Source organism: Amycolatopsis sp. AA4 (genome assembly GCF_002796545.1).
In the GTDB taxonomy this organism is placed as follows: domain Bacteria; phylum Actinomycetota; class Actinomycetes; order Mycobacteriales; family Pseudonocardiaceae; genus Amycolatopsis.
Window position 1 is genome coordinate 3,477,227 of the sequence record NZ_CP024894.1, and the last position, 21,259, is coordinate 3,498,485.

At 70.1% G+C, this 21,259-nt stretch carries 18 protein-coding genes; 6 read left to right on the forward strand and 12 right to left on the reverse strand.

The window, feature by feature from the left end:
* Positions 1-284: 284 nt before the first annotated feature.
* The 3 genes from CU254_RS16295 to CU254_RS16305 all read right to left on the reverse strand — a co-directional run bounded on the left by CU254_RS16295 (position 285) and on the right by CU254_RS16305 (position 4,305).
* A complete protein-coding gene (locus CU254_RS16295) occupies positions 285-419 on the reverse strand; it encodes a class III lanthipeptide (protein ID WP_086024888.1) in 135 nt (44 codons plus the stop codon).
* A 32-nt stretch (positions 420-451) separates the two neighbouring features.
* Positions 452-2,986 carry a class III lanthionine synthetase LanKC gene (gene lanKC / locus CU254_RS16300; protein WP_037717304.1) on the reverse strand — a complete coding sequence of 845 codons (2,535 nt, stop codon included), beginning with the start codon at positions 2,984-2,986 and terminating at the stop codon, positions 452-454.
* 425 nt (positions 2,987-3,411) lie between these two features.
* Positions 3,412-4,305 (reverse strand): LysR family transcriptional regulator, encoded by an 894-nt coding sequence (locus tag CU254_RS16305; RefSeq protein ID WP_037713837.1) that lies wholly within the window; start codon positions 4,303-4,305, stop codon positions 3,412-3,414.
* Positions 4,306-4,387: 82 nt separating this feature from the next.
* On the opposite strand from CU254_RS16305, the gene CU254_RS16310 reads away from it, so the two are divergent.
* Complete coding sequence (locus tag CU254_RS16310; RefSeq protein WP_037713839.1) at positions 4,388-5,284, forward strand: DMT family transporter; 897 nt, start codon at positions 4,388-4,390, stop codon at positions 5,282-5,284.
* Here the strand turns inward: CU254_RS16310 and CU254_RS16315 are convergent.
* The 9 genes from CU254_RS16315 to CU254_RS16355 form a co-directional block, all read right to left on the reverse strand.
* The gene (locus CU254_RS16315) at positions 5,281-6,063 is read right to left on the reverse strand and encodes a class I SAM-dependent methyltransferase (protein WP_009077522.1); all 783 of its coding nucleotides are present in this window, start codon (positions 6,061-6,063) and stop codon (positions 5,281-5,283) included. The genes CU254_RS16310 and CU254_RS16315 overlap by 4 nt on opposite strands.
* Positions 6,064-6,115: 52 nt before the next feature.
* Entirely contained in the window at positions 6,116-6,949 is an 834-nt protein-coding gene (locus CU254_RS16320; protein WP_009077524.1) for an endo alpha-1,4 polygalactosaminidase, read from the reverse strand.
* Between the two features lie 177 nt (positions 6,950-7,126).
* Entirely contained in the window at positions 7,127-8,431 is a 1,305-nt protein-coding gene (locus tag CU254_RS16325) for an alpha-glucosidase/alpha-galactosidase (RefSeq protein WP_009077527.1), read from the reverse strand.
* Positions 8,428-9,366, reverse strand: coding sequence for a carbohydrate kinase family protein (locus tag CU254_RS16330; RefSeq protein WP_037713841.1), 939 nt, complete (start codon positions 9,364-9,366; stop codon positions 8,428-8,430). The genes CU254_RS16325 and CU254_RS16330 overlap by 4 nt, the downstream gene beginning before the upstream one ends.
* A gap of 23 nt (positions 9,367-9,389) precedes the next feature.
* Positions 9,390-10,277, reverse strand: a complete 888-nt coding sequence (locus CU254_RS16335; RefSeq protein WP_009077531.1) for a carbohydrate ABC transporter permease — start codon at positions 10,275-10,277, stop codon at positions 9,390-9,392.
* Complete coding sequence (locus CU254_RS16340; RefSeq protein ID WP_009077532.1) at positions 10,274-11,188, reverse strand: carbohydrate ABC transporter permease; 915 nt, start codon at positions 11,186-11,188, stop codon at positions 10,274-10,276. Before CU254_RS16340 ends, CU254_RS16335 begins: the two co-directional genes overlap by 4 nt.
* Positions 11,189-11,198: 10 nt before the next feature.
* Positions 11,199-12,476, reverse strand: a complete 1,278-nt coding sequence (locus tag CU254_RS16345; RefSeq protein WP_009077534.1) for an ABC transporter substrate-binding protein — start codon at positions 12,474-12,476, stop codon at positions 11,199-11,201.
* Between the two features lie 51 nt (positions 12,477-12,527).
* Positions 12,528-13,709 (reverse strand): Gfo/Idh/MocA family protein, encoded by a 1,182-nt coding sequence (locus CU254_RS16350; protein WP_009077535.1) that lies wholly within the window; start codon positions 13,707-13,709, stop codon positions 12,528-12,530.
* A gap of 79 nt (positions 13,710-13,788) precedes the next feature.
* Positions 13,789-14,577 carry a DeoR/GlpR family DNA-binding transcription regulator gene (locus tag CU254_RS16355; RefSeq protein WP_009077536.1) on the reverse strand — a complete coding sequence of 263 codons (789 nt, stop codon included), beginning with the start codon at positions 14,575-14,577 and terminating at the stop codon, positions 13,789-13,791.
* Between the two features lie 232 nt (positions 14,578-14,809).
* Here CU254_RS16355 and CU254_RS16360 point away from each other — a divergent pair, with 232 nt between their 5' ends.
* The 5 genes from CU254_RS16360 to CU254_RS16380 all read left to right on the forward strand — a co-directional run bounded on the left by CU254_RS16360 (position 14,810) and on the right by CU254_RS16380 (position 21,248).
* Complete coding sequence (locus tag CU254_RS16360; RefSeq protein WP_234392874.1) at positions 14,810-15,637, forward strand: SIS domain-containing protein; 828 nt, start codon at positions 14,810-14,812, stop codon at positions 15,635-15,637.
* Positions 15,637-16,524 (forward strand): 1-phosphofructokinase family hexose kinase, encoded by an 888-nt coding sequence (locus CU254_RS16365; RefSeq protein ID WP_009077538.1) that lies wholly within the window; start codon positions 15,637-15,639, stop codon positions 16,522-16,524. The genes CU254_RS16360 and CU254_RS16365 overlap by 1 nt, the downstream gene beginning before the upstream one ends.
* Positions 16,521-17,357 carry a class II fructose-bisphosphate aldolase gene (locus tag CU254_RS16370; protein WP_009077539.1) on the forward strand — a complete coding sequence of 279 codons (837 nt, stop codon included), beginning with the start codon at positions 16,521-16,523 and terminating at the stop codon, positions 17,355-17,357. The genes CU254_RS16365 and CU254_RS16370 overlap by 4 nt, the downstream gene beginning before the upstream one ends.
* Positions 17,358-17,664: 307 nt before the next feature.
* Positions 17,665-20,289, forward strand: coding sequence for an HAD family hydrolase (locus CU254_RS16375; protein WP_009077540.1), 2,625 nt, complete (start codon positions 17,665-17,667; stop codon positions 20,287-20,289).
* Positions 20,289-21,248: a class I SAM-dependent methyltransferase gene (locus CU254_RS16380; protein WP_037713844.1), complete on the forward strand. Its 960-nt coding sequence runs from the start codon at positions 20,289-20,291 to the stop codon at positions 21,246-21,248. Before CU254_RS16375 ends, CU254_RS16380 begins: the two co-directional genes overlap by 1 nt.
* Positions 21,249-21,259 lie beyond the last annotated feature (11 nt).

Below are 21,259 nucleotides of genomic sequence, written 5' to 3' on the forward strand. Positions count from 1 at the left end.
GCCCTCGGGCGGCGGGCGGTGCCCGCAGTGGGGTGGCGGGCGCGGTCGGCGGTCGGGCTGTATTGCTTCCCTCAGGCGGTGGTCGGCGGGAGCGGCCGTGTAGTAGGCATGGTCGGCGGGTCGGGGCGTGTCGCTCCCTCCGGTGGTGGTCGGCAGACCCGGTGATCAGCGAGTGGCCGGCGATACTCGGCCCGCCCGCCGAGACCGCAGCAGGGCGTCAGTGCAGAATGAACGGGGCGGGAACGGCGCACTTGTCCTGCGCCGTTCCCGCCCTGCCCGCGCGGTCAGTAGCAGAGAAGCAGGCTGAGCGTGCTTTCGCCGCACCATGCGCTGTAGTGGCTGCAGCCGTGGTGGTCCAGTCCCTGGCCTTCGAGGGCTTCCGGGGCCTCCAACGCCTGCAGCTCCAGGACGTGTTCCATGGGTGTTCCCTTCTCTCGGGGTCCGCCGGCGCTCATCGGCCGGAGGTGTGCGGGGACGGTGCGGCGCCCAGGAAGGGCAGCAGTTCCGCGCCGTCCAGTAGTGCGGCGAGCGTGCGGAGGACTCCCGCGCTGCCGGTGCTGACGTCGGTCGACAGGCGAAGCAGCTGGTTGCCCGGGAAGGCCAGCCCGCCGCGGTACGGGACGCCGTGCCAGGACAGCCGGGCCAGGTGCAGGTCGATGGCTTCGCGATCCGGTTCCTCGGCGAAGGACAGCGCGGCGGCGAGCCCGCACCGGCCGTACAGCAAGCCCGGGTGGATCACGAATTCCCCGCGGCACGCCGCGCGCAGTCCGGGCAGGCTGCGGGCCGCCGCGGAGTCCGGGAGGTGCCGGGCGATCTGTTCGGCGACCAGCAGGATTCCGGCGCTGCCGACCGCGGCGTACGGCAGCATGCGGAGGGTTCCGTCGCGGACCTGGAGCGATCCGTCGGACGCGGGGGCGCATTCCTCCAGGTCGCGGTCCAGCACCCGGTCGGCCAGGGTCAGCCAGGACGGTTCTCCGGTGTGCTCGTACAGCCGCAGGAACAGCAGCGCCGGTCCGGACCAGCCGCTGAGCAGTCCGGCCCGGGCGAAGCGGCCGGGCGGGTCGGCGGTTTCGAAGGCGGTCGCCAGCCGTACCGCGACGTCCAGCGCTTGGCGGCCGAATTCGTTGTCGCCGCGGGTCGTCGCGAAGTGCAGGCGGGTCAGGCCGATTCCGGCGAGTCCGCTTTCCAGGCCGTGGTCGGTGGTCTGGTCGGCCAGCGACTGCGCCGCGGCGAGCAGTTCGTCGGCTTCCTCGGCGTAACCGAATTCCTCCAGCACGTACGCGATGCCGTAGCTGCCGTCGAAGAAGCCGGGCCGTGCGGGCGGTTGCCGGCGCACCGCGGCGAGCAGCCACTGTTCGTATTCCGGATAACGGCCGGCTCCGGCGACGTGCAGCGAGTGCAGCACGCCCGCGGCTCCGACGCCGAACCCCGCGCCGCCGGAGCGGAATTGTTCGATGTCGCCGGGGAACAGCCGGTCCGCGCGGTCCGGGGTGGCACTCGCGAGGATGGCCTCCGCGATCTGCTTGCGGACCAGCGGCCAGTCCGGATGCGACTCGTCGAGCGCAGTGTGCGCTATGGGCGGGCTGGTGCGCGGGGCGAGCACGGAGACCACGCGATCGGCGTACCCGTCCGGCAGGTCGAACCGCTGCTCGGCGAAGTCCGCGATCCCGCGCAGCTTGCCCGGCGCGAGTTCCAGCAGCAGCACCAGCGGAAGGAAAACCCACAGCCGCAGCGCGGCCAGTGCGTGCTCGTCGATCTCGAACCCGTGCCGGTCGGCGGGCGCGCGGAAGCCGGGGGCGCCCAGCCCCGGACGGTCGCCCGAATCGGCGTCGACCGCCAGCTCGAAGTCGATCAGCGACACCTGGTCGTTCTCGTCCACCAGGATGTTCTTCCCGTGCAGGTCGCCGAACACGATCCCGTGCCGGTGGATGTCCGCGACGATCCGTTCGACCCGCGCCAGCACGGCCAGCGCGCGGTCGCGGTAGGCCGTGAGATCGCCTTCGCCCCGGGCGCCGCTGGTGAGCGGGTAGTGCCGGGCGAGCCAGCTGCTCAGCGAGATGCCGGGCAGATGCTCCATCGCCAGGTAGTGGTGCTCCCATACGGTGAACTGTTCGTACACCCGGGGGATCCCCGGAACGTCCGCCAGCCGTTCGAGCACCTCGCGCTCGTGGTTCAGCCGGGCGACCGCGTCGGCTCCGTCCCGGTCCAGCCCGGCGTGCGGGCGTGCCTCCTTCAGCACGACGGTCTTCTGGTCGACCCCTCGTTCGGCCAGATAAACGCCGCCGCCGTTGGAAAAGTGCAGGGAACCGGTCACCCGGTACGGGAATCGCGCGCCGTTCTTGCGCGCGGCCAGGCTGTCGGCCAAACAGGCCGGAATCGGCACCCAGTCGGGCACGGAAAAGGACGGTTCGCGCCGGTCGGGCACGAGGGTGCCGTCCGGACGGCGGATTGCCAGCACCCGGGTCCCGGCGTGTTCGGTCCACTGTTCGGCGAATCCGCCATATCGGACGTAAAGCGGGCCTTCGCGGTAGCGGAGATCGCTCAGAATATACGCGCCGTGCTCGCCTTCCAGCTCGGAAGAAAGGTCGCGCAGTATCCGGGAGAGCCGCTCGTCGGACTCCGGGTAAATCGTGATCAGCTTGCCGCTTCCCTCGCGCGGCGCGTATTTCGAATTGCGGCTCACCAGGATCGTGCGCGAGCGCAGGTGCTTGTACGCCACCCGATGCTCCACGCAGTACCGGTGCACGCGGGCCAGAACGTCCTCGGCGTTGTCCAGACCGGCGGAGACATGGATTTTCCAGCCCTGGGCGGGAAGTTTCCGGCCCGCCGGACGCAGCGAACGCCAGATCCCGCGGGTCTCGACCGTCCATTCGGGTCCCGGCTGGGGCAAGCCCGCGGCCAGGTCGCCGGCCGCGCCCGGGGTTTCCCGCGGTTCGTCGAAGAACAGCGGATCGGCGAAGCAAAAAGCCTCGTACCGGACGTCCATGAAAACGAACCCTTCCCTTTCCCTGGGGAAAAACCGGGCGACTTCGATGTCGGACGGTGACACCATTCCCGCACGGCGGGGGTGCCCCGGCCAATCCGCCAACCCGGGGGTTCGGCTCTCCTCGGGAGGGTGACAGCGGCGGGTGCGGGCCGGGAAAACGGGGACTGCGCGTGAGTCATCCCTACCCGATCGGGGTGTAACGAAGAGGGTTATCCGGCAGCCGCCCTGGTCGGCGCGGAAAGAGCGGTACAAATTGGCACCGGGCCATCAACCCGTTCCGGTGACACGGCTTCCGCCGGTCGTCCGGCGGGAACCCGGTACGGACTGGTCCGTTCGGGGTGGCGGCCGCGCATTCGCGGCGCGAATGTGGTGCATTCGTTACCGGAGCGGGCCTTGTTTCCTCGCCGGGAATGGGCGTGCCGACGTCAGCCGACGCGGGTTTTCCCCGTGCACACCAGGTTTTCCAGCAGTTCCACCGCACGCCGGGCGGCCGGGTGCTCCGCGATCGGCTTCTTCACCGCGAGACTGAGGTGCCGGACCGGCGCGGGCGAGGTCAGCGCGACGGTCGTGAGGCCGTCCGGGAGTTCGCCGATGCCCAGCTCCGGCACGACCGTCAGCCCGATTCCCGTTGCCACGAAAGACATCGCGGTCCGGTAGTCGTGCGTTTCGACCACGAAGCTCGGCGAGAACCCGGCCTGCGTGCAGGCGTTGAGGAGGACCTGCCGGCACGGGCCTTCGCGCAGGTCGTTGTCCACCCAATGCCGTTCGGCGAGCGCGGCCAGCGGCACCTCCGGCAGCCCGGCGAGCGGGTCGTCGAGGCGGACGACCGCCAGGTACGGGTCCTCGGCCAGCCGGTGCACGACGACCGACCCGGGGTGCTCGGCCCCGGTTTCCTCCACGAAGATGTCGATGTCCGGGTCGCCCGGCGTGAACTCGGTCAGCATCAGGTCCAGCCGCAGGCCGGGGAACTCGGCGCGCAGCGCGGCGACGGTCGGAGCCAGCCACGTCGAACCGGCCGAGCCGAAGTAGCCGATCGAGAGCCGGCCGACGCGTCCGGCGCGCAGTTCGGCGACGACCTGCTCGACCCGGCTGAAGGACTCGAACAGCGCCTCGGCCTCGGCGGCGAGCGTCCGTCCGGCCTCGGTGGGCTCGATGCCGCGGCCGGACCGTTCGAACAGCTGCAGCCCGGTCTCCCGTTGCAGCGTGGTGATTTGCTGGCTCACCGCGGACGGTGTGTAGCCGAGCGCGGCGGCGCTCGCGCGGATCGACCCGGAGGCGACGACTGCGCGCAGCACGCGGAGCCGGGGAATGTCCAGCATGCCGCGAATGTACAGCAGCTCTTAACGGAGGTACAGAACTCATCGCTTGTGCTGTACAGCCGCGCGAGGCGACGATGGCCAGGTGACCGATCTCGTGGAAACCGTTCAACCCGCCGGCAAGACCGACTTCGGCAAGATCGCGGCCGCCGCGGGGCTGGCAGTCGTGCTGTGGGCGTCGTCGTTCGTCGCCATCCGCAGCGTTGGGCACGCGCTGTCCCCGGCACCGCTGGCGCTGCTGCGGCTCGCCGTCGCGGCCGTGACGCTCACCGTGTTCGCCGTCGTCAAGGGCGCCGTCCGAGTGCGGCTGTCGCGGAAGGCGTTTCTGCTGGTCGCGGCATACGCCGTACTGTGGCTGGCCGCGTACACCGTCGTCCTCAACGCGGGGGAGCGGCACGTCGACGCCGGGACCGCGGCGTTGCTGGTGAACCTCGCGCCGCTGATGGTCGCCGTCGCGGCCGGGAAGTTCCTCGGCGAAGGCTTCTCGCGCTCGCTCGTCATCGGCTCGCTCGTTGCGCTGGCCGGGGCCGCGCTGATCGCGACCGGGGCCACCGGAAGCAACGACTGGGCGGGCGTCCTGCTGTGCTTGCTCGCCGCCGTGCTCTACGCGGCCGGAGTCATGGTCCAGAAGATCACGTTGCGGCACGTCGACGGGCTGACCGCGATCTGGCTCGGCTGCGTCGTCGGCACCGTGGCTCTGCTGCCGTGGACGCCGCAACTGATCGGCGAACTGCAGGGGGCCCCGACAGGCGCGGTGCTCGGCAGCGTCTACTTGGGAGTGTTCCCCACCGCCGTCGGCTTCACCGCGTGGGCGTACGCGCTGCGCCGCACGGACGCGGGTCGGCTCACGATGGTGACTTACGCCGTGCCTGCGGTGGCCGTGCTGCTGTCCTGGCTGCTGCTGTCGGAAACCCCGACCGCGTACGGCCTCGTCGGCGGTGTGCTCTGCCTCGCCGGGGTGGCGATCTCGCGCCGTCGTTAACGGCGTCCCCACGCCGACACGAGGGGATAGGACGAGACGGCGAACCGCGGATCGGCGAGCACCCGGCGGAACTGCTCGAGTTCCTCCGGCGGCACGCCGTCCGCGGCCAGCTGGTCGGCCAGCTCCACCGAATTCGCGGCCAGCAACCGGATTTCCGGCCCGCCGCCCGGCCACCTCGTCGTGGTCCGCGCGCTGCCGACGTCGCGCAATCCGGCCCCGGCGAGCACCTCGGGCAGCCGCCCGGCCCATGCCGCGTCGCTGCCCGCTCGTTCGAGCAGGTCCAGGATTCGGCCTTGCACGGAACCGAAAACCGCCGCACTCGCCTCGTCGGGCGCGGCGAGCACGGTTTGCCCGCGCGGTTCGATTTCTTCGAGGACCAGCCAACCGCCCGGCGCGAGCGCTTCGGCGAGTTTCGCCGCCAGGTCGTCCCGTTCCGGGAAGTGGATCAGCACCAGGCGGGCGTGGATCAGGTCGAATTTCCGGTCCGGGAGCGGTTCCGTGCGGACGTCGTGCCGCACCGCCGAAACGGGCGCGGGCAGGTCGGCGAGCAGCCGCAGGTCGAGGTCCGTGGCCAGCACGTGGCCTGCCGGACTGACCTGCTGAGCCAGCCAGCGGGCGATCGATCCGCCGCCGGCGCCGATCTCCCAGCAGGACCATCCCGCGCCGACGCCGAGATCGCTCAGGTGCTGGACGGTCGTCGCGTCGTAGCTGGCTTCCAGCGCGGCCATCCGGTCGCTCGCCGGGGCGCTTGCGTTGTCGAACGGGTACTCGTCGGCCATTCCGCCACCCTGCCAGCATCCGCGCGGCGACGCTGGCAGGACGGCGGAAGCCTCAGCAGGTTTCGCGGACGTAGGCGGGATCGCCCTTCGGCTTCACGTCCCGGTCGCGCTGGACGATGCTGAGAGTGCTGCCCCACTTGGCACACGCGTTGCGCAAACCGTCGCCGGTGTATTCGATGACGATCACGTGGTTGCCGAAATACTTCGTGTACTCCGCGCAGTTGTCCTGCTCGCCGCATTCCTCGGCGACGGCGAAGTCAAGCCCGTTGTCCGCGCGCGACGACGACAGTTCCGAGGTGTTCTTCTGGCCGATCGCGAGGCCTTTCCCGTGCGCGCGCGAGGAAAGCAGCTTCGCGAGGTCCTGGGCGTTCCGGGCGCTGAGCAGGCCATGGGACCGGGTGAAGCTGTCGTAGTTGTCCGGCTCGACGGCTTGATAACCCTTGCCCGCGCAGTCGTCGATCCACCCGCCGACCTTGGCCGCGACCCGGTTCCGCTTGTCCTCGGTGCGCAGGTCGAGCAGCGCCTCGTTCCAATCGGGATCCTTCACGACGTCGCCGTTGCCGTCGCGCAGGACCAGGTCGCCCCATTCGCCTTCGGCGCCGGGCTGGGCCTGGAAAGCGTTGACGTAGCAGATGTTGTACACCCCGGCGGCGGCCGGGACGCTGTGGTCGCGGCTGACCACCTGCACGTCGGCCGTCGGCTGGTAAGGACCGCCGATCTGGTAGTCGAACCCGGCGTGCGGGGCAGGCAGGGCGACCTGGCTCTGCGGCGCGGGCAGCGGCGCGCTTTCCGCCGTGCCCGCGGCTCCGAACGTGCAAGCCGAGCTGCCGATCAGCAGGGCGGCCGCCGCGGTTCCGCGAGAAATCCGACCAGGGAGCGAAGGCATCTGGTGACTCCAGCGATGGTGAGTACGGCCCCGCCTCGGAAGTGCCGAAGACATCCTGGCGACTGGGTCCGGGCTCGCGGGCGAAACCGCATTACCGGCTGGGCGTACTTCTGGCACCTGCCCGTCCGGCAGGCACCGGAAGTTTAGCGGATCACCGCGCCGCGCCGTCAAGACTCGTTAGCGGCCCAGCGTTTTCCGCAATCCGGGCTGGAGCGCGTCGCCGTGCGCGAGCACCATTTCGTCGCATAGTTCCCAGATGCGTTCGACCGGCAGCGCGGCCGCCGTCGCGGGATCGGTCATCGCGGCGTGCCGGATGTGCCGGGGATCGTCCTCGATCGCCGCGCGCACCACCAGTTCGGTGGTGCTCAGGTAGGTGCGGTTGAGCGCGGCCAGCTGCGGCGGAAGCGCGTCGACGCGCGTCGGCCGGATGCCGGTGGCGTCGGCGAGGCACGGCACTTCGACCGCGCCGGTCGCGGGCAGATTCGGGATCAGCCCGCGGTTGAGCACGTTGCCGTAAACGGTCCGCGGCGTGCCGGTGACGACACTGTGGACGATCTGCGGCGCGTATTCGTTGGTGCCCTCGACGGGGAGCGGTTCGTCGCGTTCGACGGCCTGGCGGGTACGTTCGTATTCGGCCTCGTTCTCCGCCACGACGTCCAGGTACGCGCCGATCGGCAGCCGCAGCCGTTCGATTTCGCCGGCGTGGCCGAGATACCAGGGCACGTATTCGGAGGAATGCTCGCTCGTTTCGGTGGGGTAGTAGCCGAGCCGCCGGAACATGTCGAACCGCACGCGCCGCCGCAGCTGCGGGTCCTCGGCGAGTTCGGCGAGCCGCGGGTACAGATCGGCGCCCTGGTGCTCCAGACGCAGGACCCAGGCCTGGTGGTTGACGCCCGCGGCGTGGTAGGTGACCTCCGACAGCGGCACCTCCAGCAGTTTGGCCAGGTCGTGCACCGTCCAGTACACCGAATGGCACAGGCCGACCACCCGGTCCGGGCCGAGCGTTTCGGAGAGGTACTGCACGTTCATCGCCATCGGGTTGGTGTAGTTCAGCAGCCACGCCTGTGGGCACACCTGCGCGATGTCCTCGCCGAGCGCGCGCAGGAACGGGAAAGTACGCAGGGCGCGGAAAATCCCGCCGACGCCGAGCGTGTCGCCGATGGTCTGCTTCACGCCGAAGCGCGCGGGAATGTCGAAGTCGACGCGGGTGGCCTCGCCCATTCCGATTTGGACCATGTTGACGACGAAGTCCGCGTCCGCGAGGGCTTCGCGACGGTCGAGGTGCGCGGTGAGGACCGGCTTGGCGCCGCGGGATTCGGCGATGCGACCGGCCGCCGCGTGCGCGGTGCGCAGGCGTTCCGGGTCGATGTCGTGCAGCGCGACGTGCACCTCGGCCAGTTCAGGGTAGGCGAAGAGATCCGCGAGCAGGCCCTGGGTGAACACGACGCTGCCGGCGCCGACGAAGGTGATCTTGGTGGTCATGCGTTTTCCGTTTCAGTGAGGTTGAGCTCGTTCCAAGTGGGTTGGCCGTCGATCCCGCCGCGCGCGAGAGTCGAACGGCCGCCGCCCTCGATCCCGGCCCGCAGCGCGTCGCGAAGCGGCAGGCCGCGCAGTGTCGCGGCGAGAAACGCGGCGTTGAAGCTGTCCCCGGCGCCGACGGTGTCGAGCGGGGTGATCGGGGACGCGGGAACCGTGATGGTTTCGCCGCGGTGGTGCGCGAGAGCGCCGTCGGCCCCGTTCTTGACCACGACAGTCGGACCCGGTGCGGCGAGATGCGCGGCGGCGTCGAGGAGGCTGGATTTCCCGGACAACTCAACGGCTTCGGCGGCGTTGGGCAGCAGGAAGTCGGTCTCCTGAAGTACCAGCTGGATGCCGCTGGGATCCCACTGTCGCGCCGGGTCGTCGTTGGTGTCCAGCGACGTGGTCGCGCCGTGCGCCCGCGCGGTGCGGAACAGTTCGGGCAGCCCGGCGGCCAGCTTGGGCATCAGGAAGTACGACGAGGCGTGCACGTGCCGGGCGCTCGCGAGCAGCTCGGCGGGGACGTCCGCCGCCGACACCGCGTCCAGCACTCCGGAACTGGTGACGATGGCCCGGCTGCCGTCGCGGGTCAGGATCGCGGTGAGCGGGGTCGGCAGCGTGGGATCGACGGTGAGCGCCCGGGTGTCGACGCCGCGGTCGTCGAGGAGGTCGCGGACGAAGCGACCGGCGGCGTCGTCGCCGACCCGCCCGGCGAACGCGACGTCCAGCCCCAGCCGGGCGGCCCCGGCGGCGGTGATCGCGGCGGACCCGCCGAGGGTGAGCGAACCGTGGCCGACGAGGTGCTCCCGTTGCCGGAAGTCGAGGTCCCCGGTCAGCGGCCCGAGGACGACGTCGGGGTTGACGTCGCCGAGCACGAGCAGGTCGAAGCGGTGCGGCATGCGTGATTCCTCTTGATGACCGGTCAGCCCTTGAGGCCGCTGGAGGTGATGGACTGGATGAACGTCTTCTGCGCGCCCAGGAACGCCAGCAGCACCGGCGCCACGGTGATGACGTTCCCGGCCATCACCGCCGCCCAGTTCGTGTGGTGCTGTCCCTGGAAGGTGGTCAGGCCGAGCTGCAGGGTGTACTGGGTGTCGTGGTTGATCGCGATCAACGGCCAGGTCAGGTCGTTCCACGTGCTGAGGAAGGTCAGCACGGCGACGGTGCTCAGCGCGGGCCGCGACAGCGGGAGCACGATCCGGAGCAGCACCCGCAGCCGCGAGCAGCCGTCGATCCAGGCCGCCTCCTCCAGTTCTCGCGGCAGCGAAAGGAAGAACTGCCGCAACAGGAAGACCGCGAACGGCGTGACCAGCGACGGGACGATCAGCGCGCCGAGCGAGTCGATCAGGCCGAGCTTCTTCATCACCAGGAACGTCGGGATCATGGTGAGCTGGAACGGCACCGCCATGGTCGCCATCATCAGCCCGAGCATCACCTTCGAACCGCGGAACCGCATGCGCGCGAACGCGTAGCCGCCGAGCGAGCCGAACACGAGGTTGGCCGCCACGGTCACGACCGACACGATCAGCGAGTTCGAGAACCAGCGCAGGAACAGCGTGTTCTCCAGCACGTACCGGTAGCCGGAGAAGTCGATCCCGGACGGCCACAGCGACGGCGGGAACCGGTTGATCTCCGCGTTGCTCATCACCGAGCTGAGCAGCAGCCACACCAGCGGAGCGGCGAACACCAGCGCCAGCGGGGCCAGCAGCAGATGCCACGGGCTGAACGGGAGCCGCCAGCGCCGGGGCCGACGGAGCACGTCGGGCAGCTGAGCCGCGGAAACCGGCGCGACGTGCGTGCGCGTGGTCATCGGACCTCCTTGGTACGGCGCAGCAGCCGGACGCCCAGCCCGAGCGCCAGCAGCACGACCGCGAGCACGTAGGCCGCGGCGGCGCCGTATCCGGCGGTGAAGTTCTGGAAGGCCTGCTGCCAGATGAAGTAGACGATCACCGTGGTCGAGCCGAGCGGCCCGCCCTTCGTGGTGACGTACGTCAGGTCGAAGACCTGCAGCGATTGGATCAGCTGCCACAGGGTCAGGAAGGTGGTCACCGGCAGCACCGCGGGCAGGGTCACGTGCCGGAGGATGCGGAACGGGCCGGCGCCGTCCAGCCGCGCGGCTTCGATCAGCGACGGCGGCACGTCCTGCAGCGCGGCCAGGAAGACGACCATGCAGAACCCGGTGCCGCTCCACAGCGTGATGGCGACCAGGACCAGCAGCGCCTGCGACGGATCGGTCAGAAACCCTTGCGGGCTCAGGCCGATCCGGTGCAGCAGCGAGTTGGCGACGCCGAATTCCGGGTCGAGGATGAACGAGAACAGCACGCCCTGCGCGGTCGCCGACAGCACGAACGGAACGAACATCAACGTCCGGTACGCGCCGATGAAGCGCACCCGCCGGTTCAGCGCGAGCGCCAGCGCGAGGCCGAGGACGATGCTCAGCGGAACGTATAACGCCGTGTACAGCAGCGTGTTGCCGACCGCTTGGCCGAAGTGCGGGTCCTGCGCGAGCGCCGCGTAGTTGTCGACGCCGACGAACCGGGACGGGGTGACGAGGTCGTCGGCCTGGAACGACAGGATCAGCGACCACACGACGGGCACCAGACCGAGGCCGATGATGACGACGACCGAGGGGCTCAGGTAGGCCCAGGCGGCGGCGGTTTCGCGGCGGCGCCGGGTCTTGGCGGCCGGAGCGACGGTGATCGGGCCGGGATGTACGGACATGGGCGGGGTCCTAACGGGGGATGATGAGGGCGGCGTTGGCCGCGGAAGCGCAGTCGCGCATGGCATCGGCGGGGGTCGCGCGCCCGAGCAGCACGGAGACGATGGCCGCGGCGACTGCCTGCGAAACCTGCGGATAGGCCGGGTGGTTCGCGCGGACGTGCGAGTTCTCGAGCGACTTGACGAAGACCGAAAGCCCGGCGGTGTCCTGGGTTTTCTGCTGCCACTCCGGAAGCCGCTGCGATTCGGCGCTCAGCGGGAGGCTGCCCGCGCCGACGTCCCAGACGACGTCCTGGGCCGGCGCGGTGAGCCACCGCAGGAAGGTTTTGGCCGCGGCGAGGCGCCGGTCGCCGTTGTCGAAGACCGTCCAGGTGTCCGGGCCGGAGATCGTGATCGGCTTTCCGGTGAACGTCGGCAGCGGGACGATGTGGTAGTCGAGTCCCGCGTCGGCGATGTCGGGCAGCTGCCACGGACCGGTCGGCACCATCGCGATCCGGCCCGAGGCGAAGGCCTGGTACATCTGCTCGGAGCCGGGTTTCGGGTCGATGTAGACACTGCGGTCGGCGGCCAGTTTCCGGATCACCTCGAGCGCACGCACGCCGCTGTCGGCGAAGCCGATGCTGCGGCCGTCCTGGCCGACGATGGCGCCGCCGAGGTCCCAGATCATCGGCCAGATCCGCCAGACCGTGTCCTCGTCGCCCGCGCCGGGCCAGGCCGTGCCGAACTGGCCTTGGTTCCGGTCGGTCAGTTTCCTAGCGGTGTCCACGAAATCCTGCCAGCGCCAGGATTCGTCCGGCAGCGGAACGCCGTGCTGCTGGAACAGTTTCCTGTTGCAGGCGACGGCGAGCGAGTCGAGCATCGCGGGCACCGCGCGGACCCGCTCGTTGACGGTGACGGCTTCGAGCGCGGGTTTCCAGAACTGGCCGTGCACGACGTCGCCCATGTCGGCCACGCGCGGGCTGCGGGCGATGCTGGCGAGGTCGGAGCCGAAGATGTACGCGATGTCCGGGTAGGAGCCGGACGCGAGCGCCGCGGTCACCTTCTGCAGCATGGCGTCGGCGAGCACGCCGCCGCCGAGGTCGATCCGTATGTCGGGGTGCTCGCGCTGGAACGCGGCGACCAGTTGCTTGAGGACTTTGAGGCCGGTGTCGCTCTGGCCGTGCCACATTTCGACGGTGACCGGCCCGGACGTTGCGGCGGGGGCCTCGGCACACGCCGCGGCTGCGGGCACCAGGGCCAGCGCAGCCGTGCCGCGGAGAAATCCGCGCCGGGTCAGAGTGCGCACGCGCATGGGTTTCGCGTTCCTTCCCTTTGCGCTAGCGGGGACAGTGGGAGAGGGAAGTCATCTGCGGTTTCCTTCCGGCGGGGAGAAATGGGCGGCTACCGTTTCGGGCAGGGGAGGGATGTCGACCGGCACGGAGCCGGAACGAAGGGATTGCGTGGCGAGCGCGCCCGCCGCCACGGCTTCGCGGGCGGCGATCGGCGACAGCTCCGGCGGATCGCCGTGCACCACGTAACGCAGGAATTCAGTCATGGTCAGGAGATCGGCGTCGGCGTGGCCGGATTCGACGCCGTCGATCGGGTATTCGCGGTCGCCGTCTCGGGCCCAATTGCGGCGGCGGTTCCACACTTTCACCACGCCGCCGCCGGTGTCGCCGAAGTTCTCCGCGCGGCCTTCGGTGCCGAGCACGGTGTAGTTGCGCCAGTAGTCGGGCGTGAAATGGCACTGTTCGTAGCTGGCCAGGACGCCGTTGTCGAGTCGCATGTGGACCATCGACAGATCCTCGACGTCGACGACCGGGTTGAGGCCGGTTTGCGCGGCCGGAGGCCAGTTGTCGAAGGAAAACCAGTCGTCGGCGAGACGGTCGCCTTGGCCGCTTCGGTCGGTGATCTTGCCGTAGACGGCCAGGTCGCCCATCGCGGTGACGCGCCGGGTGAAACCGCCGGCGAGGTAGTGGATGACGTCGAGGTCGTGGCTGGCTTTCTGCAGCAGCAAGGAATTCACGCGGCTGCGGTCGGCGTGCCAGTCCTTGAAGTAGTAGTCGCCGCCGTTGCCGACGAAATGGCGGCACCACACGGCTTTCACTTCGCCGATCTCGCCGCGCGTCACGACGTCGCGGAGCGTGCGGACGACCGCGGCGTGCCGGAAGTTGTGTCCGATGTAGAGCTTGCTGCCGGTTTCCTGGGCGGCGGCGAGTACGGCGTCCGCGTCCGGAAGCGTGGTGGCGAGCGGCTTTTCGAGATACACCGCTACGTCGGCCCGGAGCAGGTCGACTGCGATCTCCGCGTGCGTCCAGTCCGGGGACGTCACGATCGCGGCGTCGACCCGGTTCGCGAGCTGGTGATGCTCGGACCCGATCTCGACGTCGCCGAACATTTCGCGTGCTCGCGCCCGGCCGTGTTCGTCGGGGTCCGAAGCGGCCACGATCTCCGCCGCGACCCCGGATTCCGCCACGTGCCGGGCGATCTCGGCTCGCAGGCCGACGCCGACCACGCCGACCCGCAGCACCCGGGGGTTCACCACGTCGCCACCTCACCTCTGCGTGATATTGATCTGCATGATGGCAAATCAATCATAAATGCGCAATGGGTGGCGGGGCCGCTCACGCGGCGACGACCAGCTCCACGGAGGCCGCGGCGAGGTCGGCGGCGAACGAGGCGGGCACCTCGGCGTCGGTGACCAGGACGTCGATCGCGTCGAGCCGGCAGATGCGGGCGAACGTGGCCTTGGTCAGCTTCGTCGCGTCGGCCACCACGATCACGCGCCGCGCGACCTGGCTGAAGTGCCTGCTGACCTCGGCTTCCCCCTCGTGCAGGGTGGTCGCGCCGTATTGCGCGCTCAGTCCGTCGACGCCGAGGATGACCGTGTCCAGCGCGAACGCCGAGAGCGCTTCCGAGACGAGCGAGCCGACCAGTTCGTAGGACTGCCGCCGCGCGACGCCGCCGGTCACGACGATTTTGACCTGCGCGCGCACGGACAGCTCGTAGGCGATGTTGAGCGCGTTGGTCACGACGGTCAGCCCGGTTTCGCCGTCGCTGCGGACGAACCGCTCGCTCTTGCCCAGCGCGCGGGCGACCTCGGTGGTCGTGGTCCCGCCGTTGAGGCCGACCGTTTCGCCTGGTCGCACGAGGTCCGCGGCGCGCGCGGCGATCGCGGTCTTGGCCTCGGCCTGCCGGGCGATCTTGTACTGCAGCGGCAGCTCGTAGCCGGTGCCCAGCGCGGCGGCCCCGCCGTGCGTGCGGGTGATCAGCCGCTGGTCGGCGAGGATCGAGAGGTCCCGCCGCGCGGTCGCGGGGGAGATGCCGAGCGCGTCGCCGATCTCCGCGATCGTGACGTTGCCCCGTTCGCTCACCAATTCGAGCAGGGCGTTCAGGCGTTGCTGGGGCGTCATGCCGGGTCTCTCGTTCCTGGTCGGGGCCGGGTCGCTGCTCATCCTAGAGGGCGGGCGGACTCGACTGGATGATCGAATCTGCGCTATAACGCATAGACCAATCAAAAATACTCAAGTAGGGTGCCGGATGCGATCACGTCCCCGCCCTGGATCGAAAGGCCTCCATCCCGTGTCCTCCCTTCCGGATGCTTCCGGCTCCTTCGCGGCCGCCGAACTGGCTTCCCAGCCCGAAATGTGGCGCGCGGCGGCCGCGCTGGCCCCGTCCGCCGCGTTGCCCCAGCCGGGCGAACGAGTGGCCGTCGTCGGCTGCGGCACCAGCTGGTTCATCGCGATGAGCTACGCCGTCGCCCGCGAACAACGCGGTCTCGGGGTCACCGACGCCTTCGCCGGCTCCGAATACCCGGCTTCGCGCGAATACGACCGCGTCGTGGCGATTTCCCGCTCCGGCACCACGACCGAGATCGTCGATCTGCTCGCCGCGATGCCCGCGCAGCGCACTGTGCTGATCACCGCGGTCGGCGACAGCCCCGCTGCCGAACAGGCGGACGAGGTCGTCGAACTTTCCTTCGCCGACGAGCAATCCGTCGTGCAGACCCGCTTCGCCACCAGCACGCTCGCCCTGCTGCGCGCCGGTCTGGGCGACGACATCGGCCAACTCGCCGCGGCCGGTGCGGAAGCGCTGGCCGAACCGATCGACGACCTGCTCGACGCGGAACAGGTCACCTTCATCGGCCGCGGCCCCGCTGTCGGCCTGGCCTTCGAAGCCGCGCTGAAAACCCGTGAGGCGGCACAGTTCTGGGCCGAGTCCTATCCCGCGATGGACTACCGGCACGGCCCGATCGCGATCGCGCAGCCCGGCCGTCTCGTGTGGTCGCTGGGCCCGGCCCCCGCCGGGCTCGCGGACGACGTCGCCCGCACCGGCGCGCGTTTCGTGCACCACGACCTGGACCCGCTCGCCGCGCTCGTGGTGGCGCAGCGCTTCGCCGTCGCGCTGGCCGCCCGGCGCGGTCTGGACCCGGACCGCCCGCGCTCGCTGACGCGCTCGGTGATCCTCGTCTGATGATCGTCACCCTGACGCCGAACCCGGCCGTCGACGTCACCTACCGGATCGGCGCCCACGCGCTGGGGGACACGAACCGGGTGCGGGAGGTCCAGCGGCGGCCGGGCGGCAAGGGCGTGAACGTCGCCCGGGTGCTCGCCGCCGTGGACGTCCCGGTCCGGGCGCTGCTCCCGCTGGGCGGGGAGGCGGGCCGGTGGCTCGGGGCCGCGCTGGACGTTCCCTTCGCGGCCGTCCCGATTTCCGGCGAGAACCGGACCACCGTGACGGTGACCGGGGACGGCCATCCGACTGTCTACACCGAACCCGGCCCGGAAGTGTCCGAAGCGGAATGGCGGGCCCTCGGCGCCCGCCTGGCCGAATGCCTTTCCGGAGCTGATTTGGCGGTGGTTTCCGGTTCCCTGCCGCGCGGCGCTTCGCCGGACCTGGTCGCCGAATGGGTCCGCATCGCCCGGGAGGCGGGGGTGCGGACGTTGGTCGACGCTTCCGGCCCGTCGCTGCTGACCGCCGCCCGAGCCGGTGCGCTGGTGAAACCGAACCAGGCAGAACTGCTCGCGGCAACCTCCGCCCCTGACGAAGCCGCTGGTGCCGCTGCGCTTCTCCGGCTGGGCGCGCCGTTGGTCGTCGTCTCGCGCGGGGCTGCCGGGATCGCCGCCTACACCTCCGCTGGCGTGTTCAGCGTCCCCGCCATCCCTGGCGTGCACGGCAACCCAACCGGTGCCGGGGATGCCGCAACCGCCGGGCTGGCCCTGGCTTTAGCTGCCGGTCGCCCGTTGATCGAAGCCCTGCGCACGGCCGCCGCCCTGGGTGCCGCGGCTGTGCTGCGTCCGGTCGCCGGAGAAGTCGACCTCCCCGCCTACCACCGATTCCTGAACGGAGCCCCCGCATGATCACCCGCCCCGACCTGCCCCGGCTGCTGACCGCCGCCCGCGAGCGCGGCGCCGCCGTCGGCGCGTTCAACGTGATCATGCTTGAGCACGCCGAGGCCATCACCGAAGGCGCGGAACAAGCCGGGTTGCCGGTTGTGCTGCAGATCAGCGAGAACTGCGTCCGCTACCACGGCGGACTGGCCCCGATCACCGTGGCGTCATTGGAAATCGCCCGCCGCGCTTCCGTGGACGTGCTGGTGCACCTGGACCACATCGAAGACCCGGAGCTGATCCGGGAAGGAATCGCACTGGGCGTGGACAGCGTGATGTACGACGGATCGCGCCGGCCGTACGCGGAAAACCTCCGCACGACCCGCGAAATCGCCGACCTCTGCCACGACGCCGGGGTGGCGGTGGAAGCGGAACTGGGCGAGGTCGGCGGCAAGGACGGCGTGCACGCGCCCGGCGCCCGCACCGACCCGAGCGAAGCGGCGGAGTTCGTGGCCGCGACCGGAGTGGACGCGCTGGCGGTGGCCGTGGGCACGTCGCACGCGATGGTGGAACGGACCGCCCAGGTGGACCGCGCGCTGGTAGCCCGATTGCGAGACGCGGTACCGGTCCCGCTGGTATTGCACGGCTCGTCCGGCCTGTCCGACGAGGAACTGCGCGGGGCCGTGGTATCCGGGATGACGAAGGTTAATATCTCAACGCATCTCAACGGACTGTTCACGCGTTCGGTCCGGCAGTTTCTGGAGGAACAGCCGGACGCGGTGGATCCGCGGAAATACGTGCGGCTGGGGCGAACGGCGGTGGCGGCGGAGACCGCGAGGCTTCTCCGTCTGCTCGCCGGTTGATTCGCCCTGCGGCACCCCGCAGTGTGTGTTTGAGCGTGAGGAATTCAACGTGAGAAATTCACGGACGCCGGAGAACGGGGATCCACAAGCTACTCCGTGGTAGTTTTCGTTTGGCGCAGCGCGTTTACGCCGTTTTGCCTAACGGGATCTGCTGAACGGACGGCAGTCGGAGGCGGTGGCTCGCTCTCGCGGCCGAGTAAGCCCGCCCGCTGGTCACGGCGAGGTAACTAATCCGTCCGGGTGAATCGGCCGAAAGGGACTGGGATATCTTTCTTCGCAGATCGCCAGCAGTGCAGAGGGGGGAACCATGCTCGACCCTAACCAGACCGCGCACCGAAGACTCCGGCAGGTCGCCCAGGTCCTCGCCGACGGTTCTTGTTCCGTTGTTTCGTTCGACGTTTTCGACACCATTCTCTGGCGGCGCACTCCGCGCCCCGCCGACCTCTTCGGCATCCTGGGCTCGCGGCTCCGCCGCGGCGGACAGTGCGAAGACTGGATTTCCGACGCCGCCTTCCGGCGAATGCGGATCGTCGCGGAGCGGAACGCCCGGCGCGACGCACCCGGCAGCGAGGTGTCGCTGTTCGACATCTGGCGCGCGATGCCGCTCCAGCACTTCCGGGGCGCTTCGCTGAAGGAACTGGTCCAGGCCGAGGTCGACGCCGAGCGGGAGTTCACGGTCGTCGACCTCGACGTCGCGGCCGCCATCGAAGCGGCGCGGGAGAACGACGTCCCGGTCGTCCTCGTTTCCGACACGTACTTCACCGAGGACCAGCTGGCGCACCTGCTCGACCGCCCGGGCCTCGAAGCGCTGAAAGGCGCGCGGGTCTTCCGGTCGCACCAGCACGGCAAGGACAAAGCTTCCGGTCTGTGGGAGATCGTCCTGGCCGAACTCGGCGTCAGCCCGGAGCAGGTGGTGCACGTCGGGGACAACGAGGTCGCCGACTGCGAGGTCCCGGAGAAGCTCGGCATCCGCACCGTGCACTACCAGCGGATCGACGACGCCTACGCGCGGATCCTCGAGCGGGAGCAGGAGCCGGAGGACCCCTTCGGCGCGTACGCCCCGCATTTCGACGCGGACCGCGGCGACTTCGGCATCACGAGCCTGCGGGCGAAGACGCTGCAGAGCTTCTCGCCGGAGGGCACCGGCGCGGTGAAGACCGCCTGGCGTTACGGAGCGGCGATCGTCGGACCGGTCCTGACCGGCTTCGCCGAATGGGTCGCGTTCAAGGCGCACCAGGCGGGCACGCCGGTCGTGTGGTGCCCGATGCGCGAAGGCGAACTGCTGTCCGAGCTGGTCAACAACGCGGCGCGGGCGCGGGGATGGGACGTGACCGCGAAGCCGATCTGGCTGTCGCGCCAGGTCACCTCGATCGCCGCGCTGGAGAGCGCGGACCGGGACGAGATCGTCAAGTTCGTGCGGAAACGCCACGAGCTGACCGTCCGGCAGCTGCTGGCGATGCTGCACCTGCGGGTCGGGGAGGTGCCGCACCTGGCCGAGGACCTCGACACGGTGCTGGACAACGACGAGATCGCGCAGCGGCTGGGCGTCGCGCTCACCGAGATGCCGCACCTGGTCAACCGGCTCGCGGTGACCGCGACGGCGGCGCGCGAACGACTGGTCCGGTCGCTGCGCGACGCGGGTGCGCTGGACCGGCCGGACCTGACGCTGGTCGACCTCGGCTGGGGCGGCACGATCCAGCTGCAGCTCGCCCGGGTGCTGCGGCTCGCCGGGATCGGCATCGAACCGGCCGGCCTCTACCTCGCCACCGACGACCGGTCCGTCCAGGTCCTGCTCGCCGGGCTGCGCGCCGAGGGCTATCTCGGCCAGTCCGGGCATCCGGCGGACGCGGTCGGCGCGGTGGTCCGCAGCCCGGAGGTCCTGGAGCAGTCGGTCAACGCGCTGTGCGGTTCGCTCGTCGACTTCGCCGAGGACGGCTCGCCGGTGCTGGGCGTCGCCGCGGGCCGGGATTCGCAGAATCTGGAGCGCACCGCGGTGCAGGACGGGATCCGCGCGTTCCAGCAGCAGTGGAACCGTTACGTCGCACTGGACGACACGGCGTGGCCCACCCTGGTGGACACGGCGAAGGAGCGGCTGGCCAACATCCTCACCTCCTCGCTGAAGCTGCCCACCGCCGAGGAAGCATCGGTGTTCGGCAACTGGGAGCACGAGGACAACTTCGGCTCGGCGGTCGTCACCCGCGTGCTGCCGGACGATCTCGTGCCGGCGATCCCGTACCTTTCGCCGAGCGACCTCGACGACCTGCAGATGCGGGATTCGTTCTGGCCCGCGCTGCTCGCGGCGGCCGACCCGCACCTTGGCGCCGCCGCGCGCGCGATCCACAATGGACTGGTCGACCCGGCGATGTTCGAGCCCGCCGGGGAATCGTCGGCGACCACGCTGCGCTACCGGACCGGCGACGGGGAATGGCACGACGGGACCAGCCGTCGCGTGCGGATCAACCACAACGGGCTTTCGTTCGCCCGGATGGACGTCCACGACGCGGACCTCGAGCTGATCTCGCTGGCGATCCCGGGCCGGCCGGCGCTCGTCCGGGTGGACTGGATCGAGGTCCGGGCCATCGCGGGCGGACGGCCGCAGACCTTGCGCTGGAACAGCACGGACGATTTCGCCCGGCTGCACTACGAGGACTGCGCGTGGCTGGGCGCGAACATGGTCGAGTTCCATTCGCCGCTCGCCGCGATCTGGCTTCCGCTCGCGGAGAAGGCCGGGGGGAGTGTCAGCTCCCTTCAGGTCACGGTCGCGTTCGCGATGCTGCCGCGGTCCCGGTCGGGGCTCGGCTACCGCATGCCGCCCGCCGACCGGACCGCGCGGATTTCCGCGAAGGTGCGGGACGAGTTCCGCGAACGCGGCGTCATCGGGGTGACCGCGGGGGCCGCTCGGATCGCCGCGCGGCGGCTGAGGGGGCATTGATGGAAGGTCCGTCGTCGCTGGCCCGGCGTGCCGGGACGCGAGACGATCCGTACGCCCAGATGCGGGAGGCGCGCAAGCAGCCGTTGCTCCTGCATTCGATGGCGGTGTTCCGGGAGATCTTCGAGGTCGTGTTCGCGCACCGCGAGATCCGCTCGGTCGTCGAGGTCGGCGTCGAATCGGGGCAGGTCAGCGGGATGTACGTCGAGCTGGGAGCGAAGGCGGTCTACTGCGTCGATCCCGGCGCGACCGCGCAACTCCGCGCGACGCTGGCCGAGAACCCGGCTCTGCACCTGGTGACGACGCCCTCTCCGGAGGTGCTGCCGGAACTGCCGGTCGCCGATCTCTACGTGCTCGACGGCGACCACAACTACGCGGTCGTGGAACGCGAGCTGAGCTGGATTTTCGACAACGCCCCGGACGCCGTCGTCGTCATGCACGACCTGCTGTGGCCGTGCGCGCGGCGGGATTTGTACTACGAGCCCTCGCCGCTCGCGCCGGAGGACAAGCACGCGACGAGCGCGGACGGCCCGACCGCGTGGCACGACGAACTGACGCCTGCCGGATTCGTCGGAGCGGGAGCATTCACGGTCGCGCAGCACGCCGGCGGCGAGCGCAACGGCGTGGCCACCGCGGTCGAAGACGTCCTTGCCCGGCCGGGGAACGAGCAGTGGCGGTTCGGTCTGGTGCCTGCCGTCTTCGGGATGGGCGTGCTGTACCGCGCGGCCGATCAGGGGCTCGAGGACGCGTTGCGCCCCTACACGGAGTCGGATCTGCTCGCCACGATGGAGAACAACCGCGTCGCGCTTTACACCCGCGTATTGCAAATGCAGTACGAGGCCGCGGCGCAGGCCGGACACGCTGATCAATTGGCCGAGACGGTTTCCGCGCAGCGTCGCGAAATCGACCGATTGAACGCGGAGCTGCATCGGGCCTGGGAAGCGCTGCGCATTCACAGATAACTGTCAGCCCG

Coding starts and splice junctions, on each gene's coding strand:
- CU254_RS16320 (WP_009077524.1), bottom strand. CDS start 6,949: ATGCCTTCGCTCCCTGGTCGGATTTCTCGCGGAACCGCGGCGGCCGCC.
- CU254_RS16375 (WP_009077540.1), top strand. CDS start 17,665: ATGCTCGACCCTAACCAGACCGCGCACCGAAGACTCCGGCAGGTCGCC.
- CU254_RS16330 (WP_037713841.1), bottom strand. CDS start 9,366: ATGCCGCACCGCTTCGACCTGCTCGTGCTCGGCGACGTCAACCCCGAC.
- CU254_RS16370 (WP_009077539.1), top strand. CDS start 16,521: ATGATCACCCGCCCCGACCTGCCCCGGCTGCTGACCGCCGCCCGCGAG.
- CU254_RS16295 (WP_086024888.1), bottom strand. CDS start 419: ATGGAACACGTCCTGGAGCTGCAGGCGTTGGAGGCCCCGGAAGCCCTC.
- CU254_RS16305 (WP_037713837.1), bottom strand. CDS start 4,305: ATGCTGGACATTCCCCGGCTCCGCGTGCTGCGCGCAGTCGTCGCCTCC.
- CU254_RS16315 (WP_009077522.1), bottom strand. CDS start 6,063: ATGGCCGACGAGTACCCGTTCGACAACGCAAGCGCCCCGGCGAGCGAC.
- CU254_RS16345 (WP_009077534.1), bottom strand. CDS start 12,476: ATGCGCGTGCGCACTCTGACCCGGCGCGGATTTCTCCGCGGCACGGCT.
- CU254_RS16360 (WP_234392874.1), top strand. CDS start 14,810: ATGTGGCGCGCGGCGGCCGCGCTGGCCCCGTCCGCCGCGTTGCCCCAG.
- CU254_RS16335 (WP_009077531.1), bottom strand. CDS start 10,277: ATGACCACGCGCACGCACGTCGCGCCGGTTTCCGCGGCTCAGCTGCCC.
- CU254_RS16340 (WP_009077532.1), bottom strand. CDS start 11,188: ATGTCCGTACATCCCGGCCCGATCACCGTCGCTCCGGCCGCCAAGACC.
- CU254_RS16355 (WP_009077536.1), bottom strand. CDS start 14,577: ATGACGCCCCAGCAACGCCTGAACGCCCTGCTCGAATTGGTGAGCGAA.
- CU254_RS16365 (WP_009077538.1), top strand. CDS start 15,637: ATGATCGTCACCCTGACGCCGAACCCGGCCGTCGACGTCACCTACCGG.
- lanKC (WP_037717304.1), bottom strand. CDS start 2,986: ATGGACGTCCGGTACGAGGCTTTTTGCTTCGCCGATCCGCTGTTCTTC.
- CU254_RS16325 (WP_009077527.1), bottom strand. CDS start 8,431: ATGACCACCAAGATCACCTTCGTCGGCGCCGGCAGCGTCGTGTTCACC.
- CU254_RS16380 (WP_037713844.1), top strand. CDS start 20,289: ATGGAAGGTCCGTCGTCGCTGGCCCGGCGTGCCGGGACGCGAGACGAT.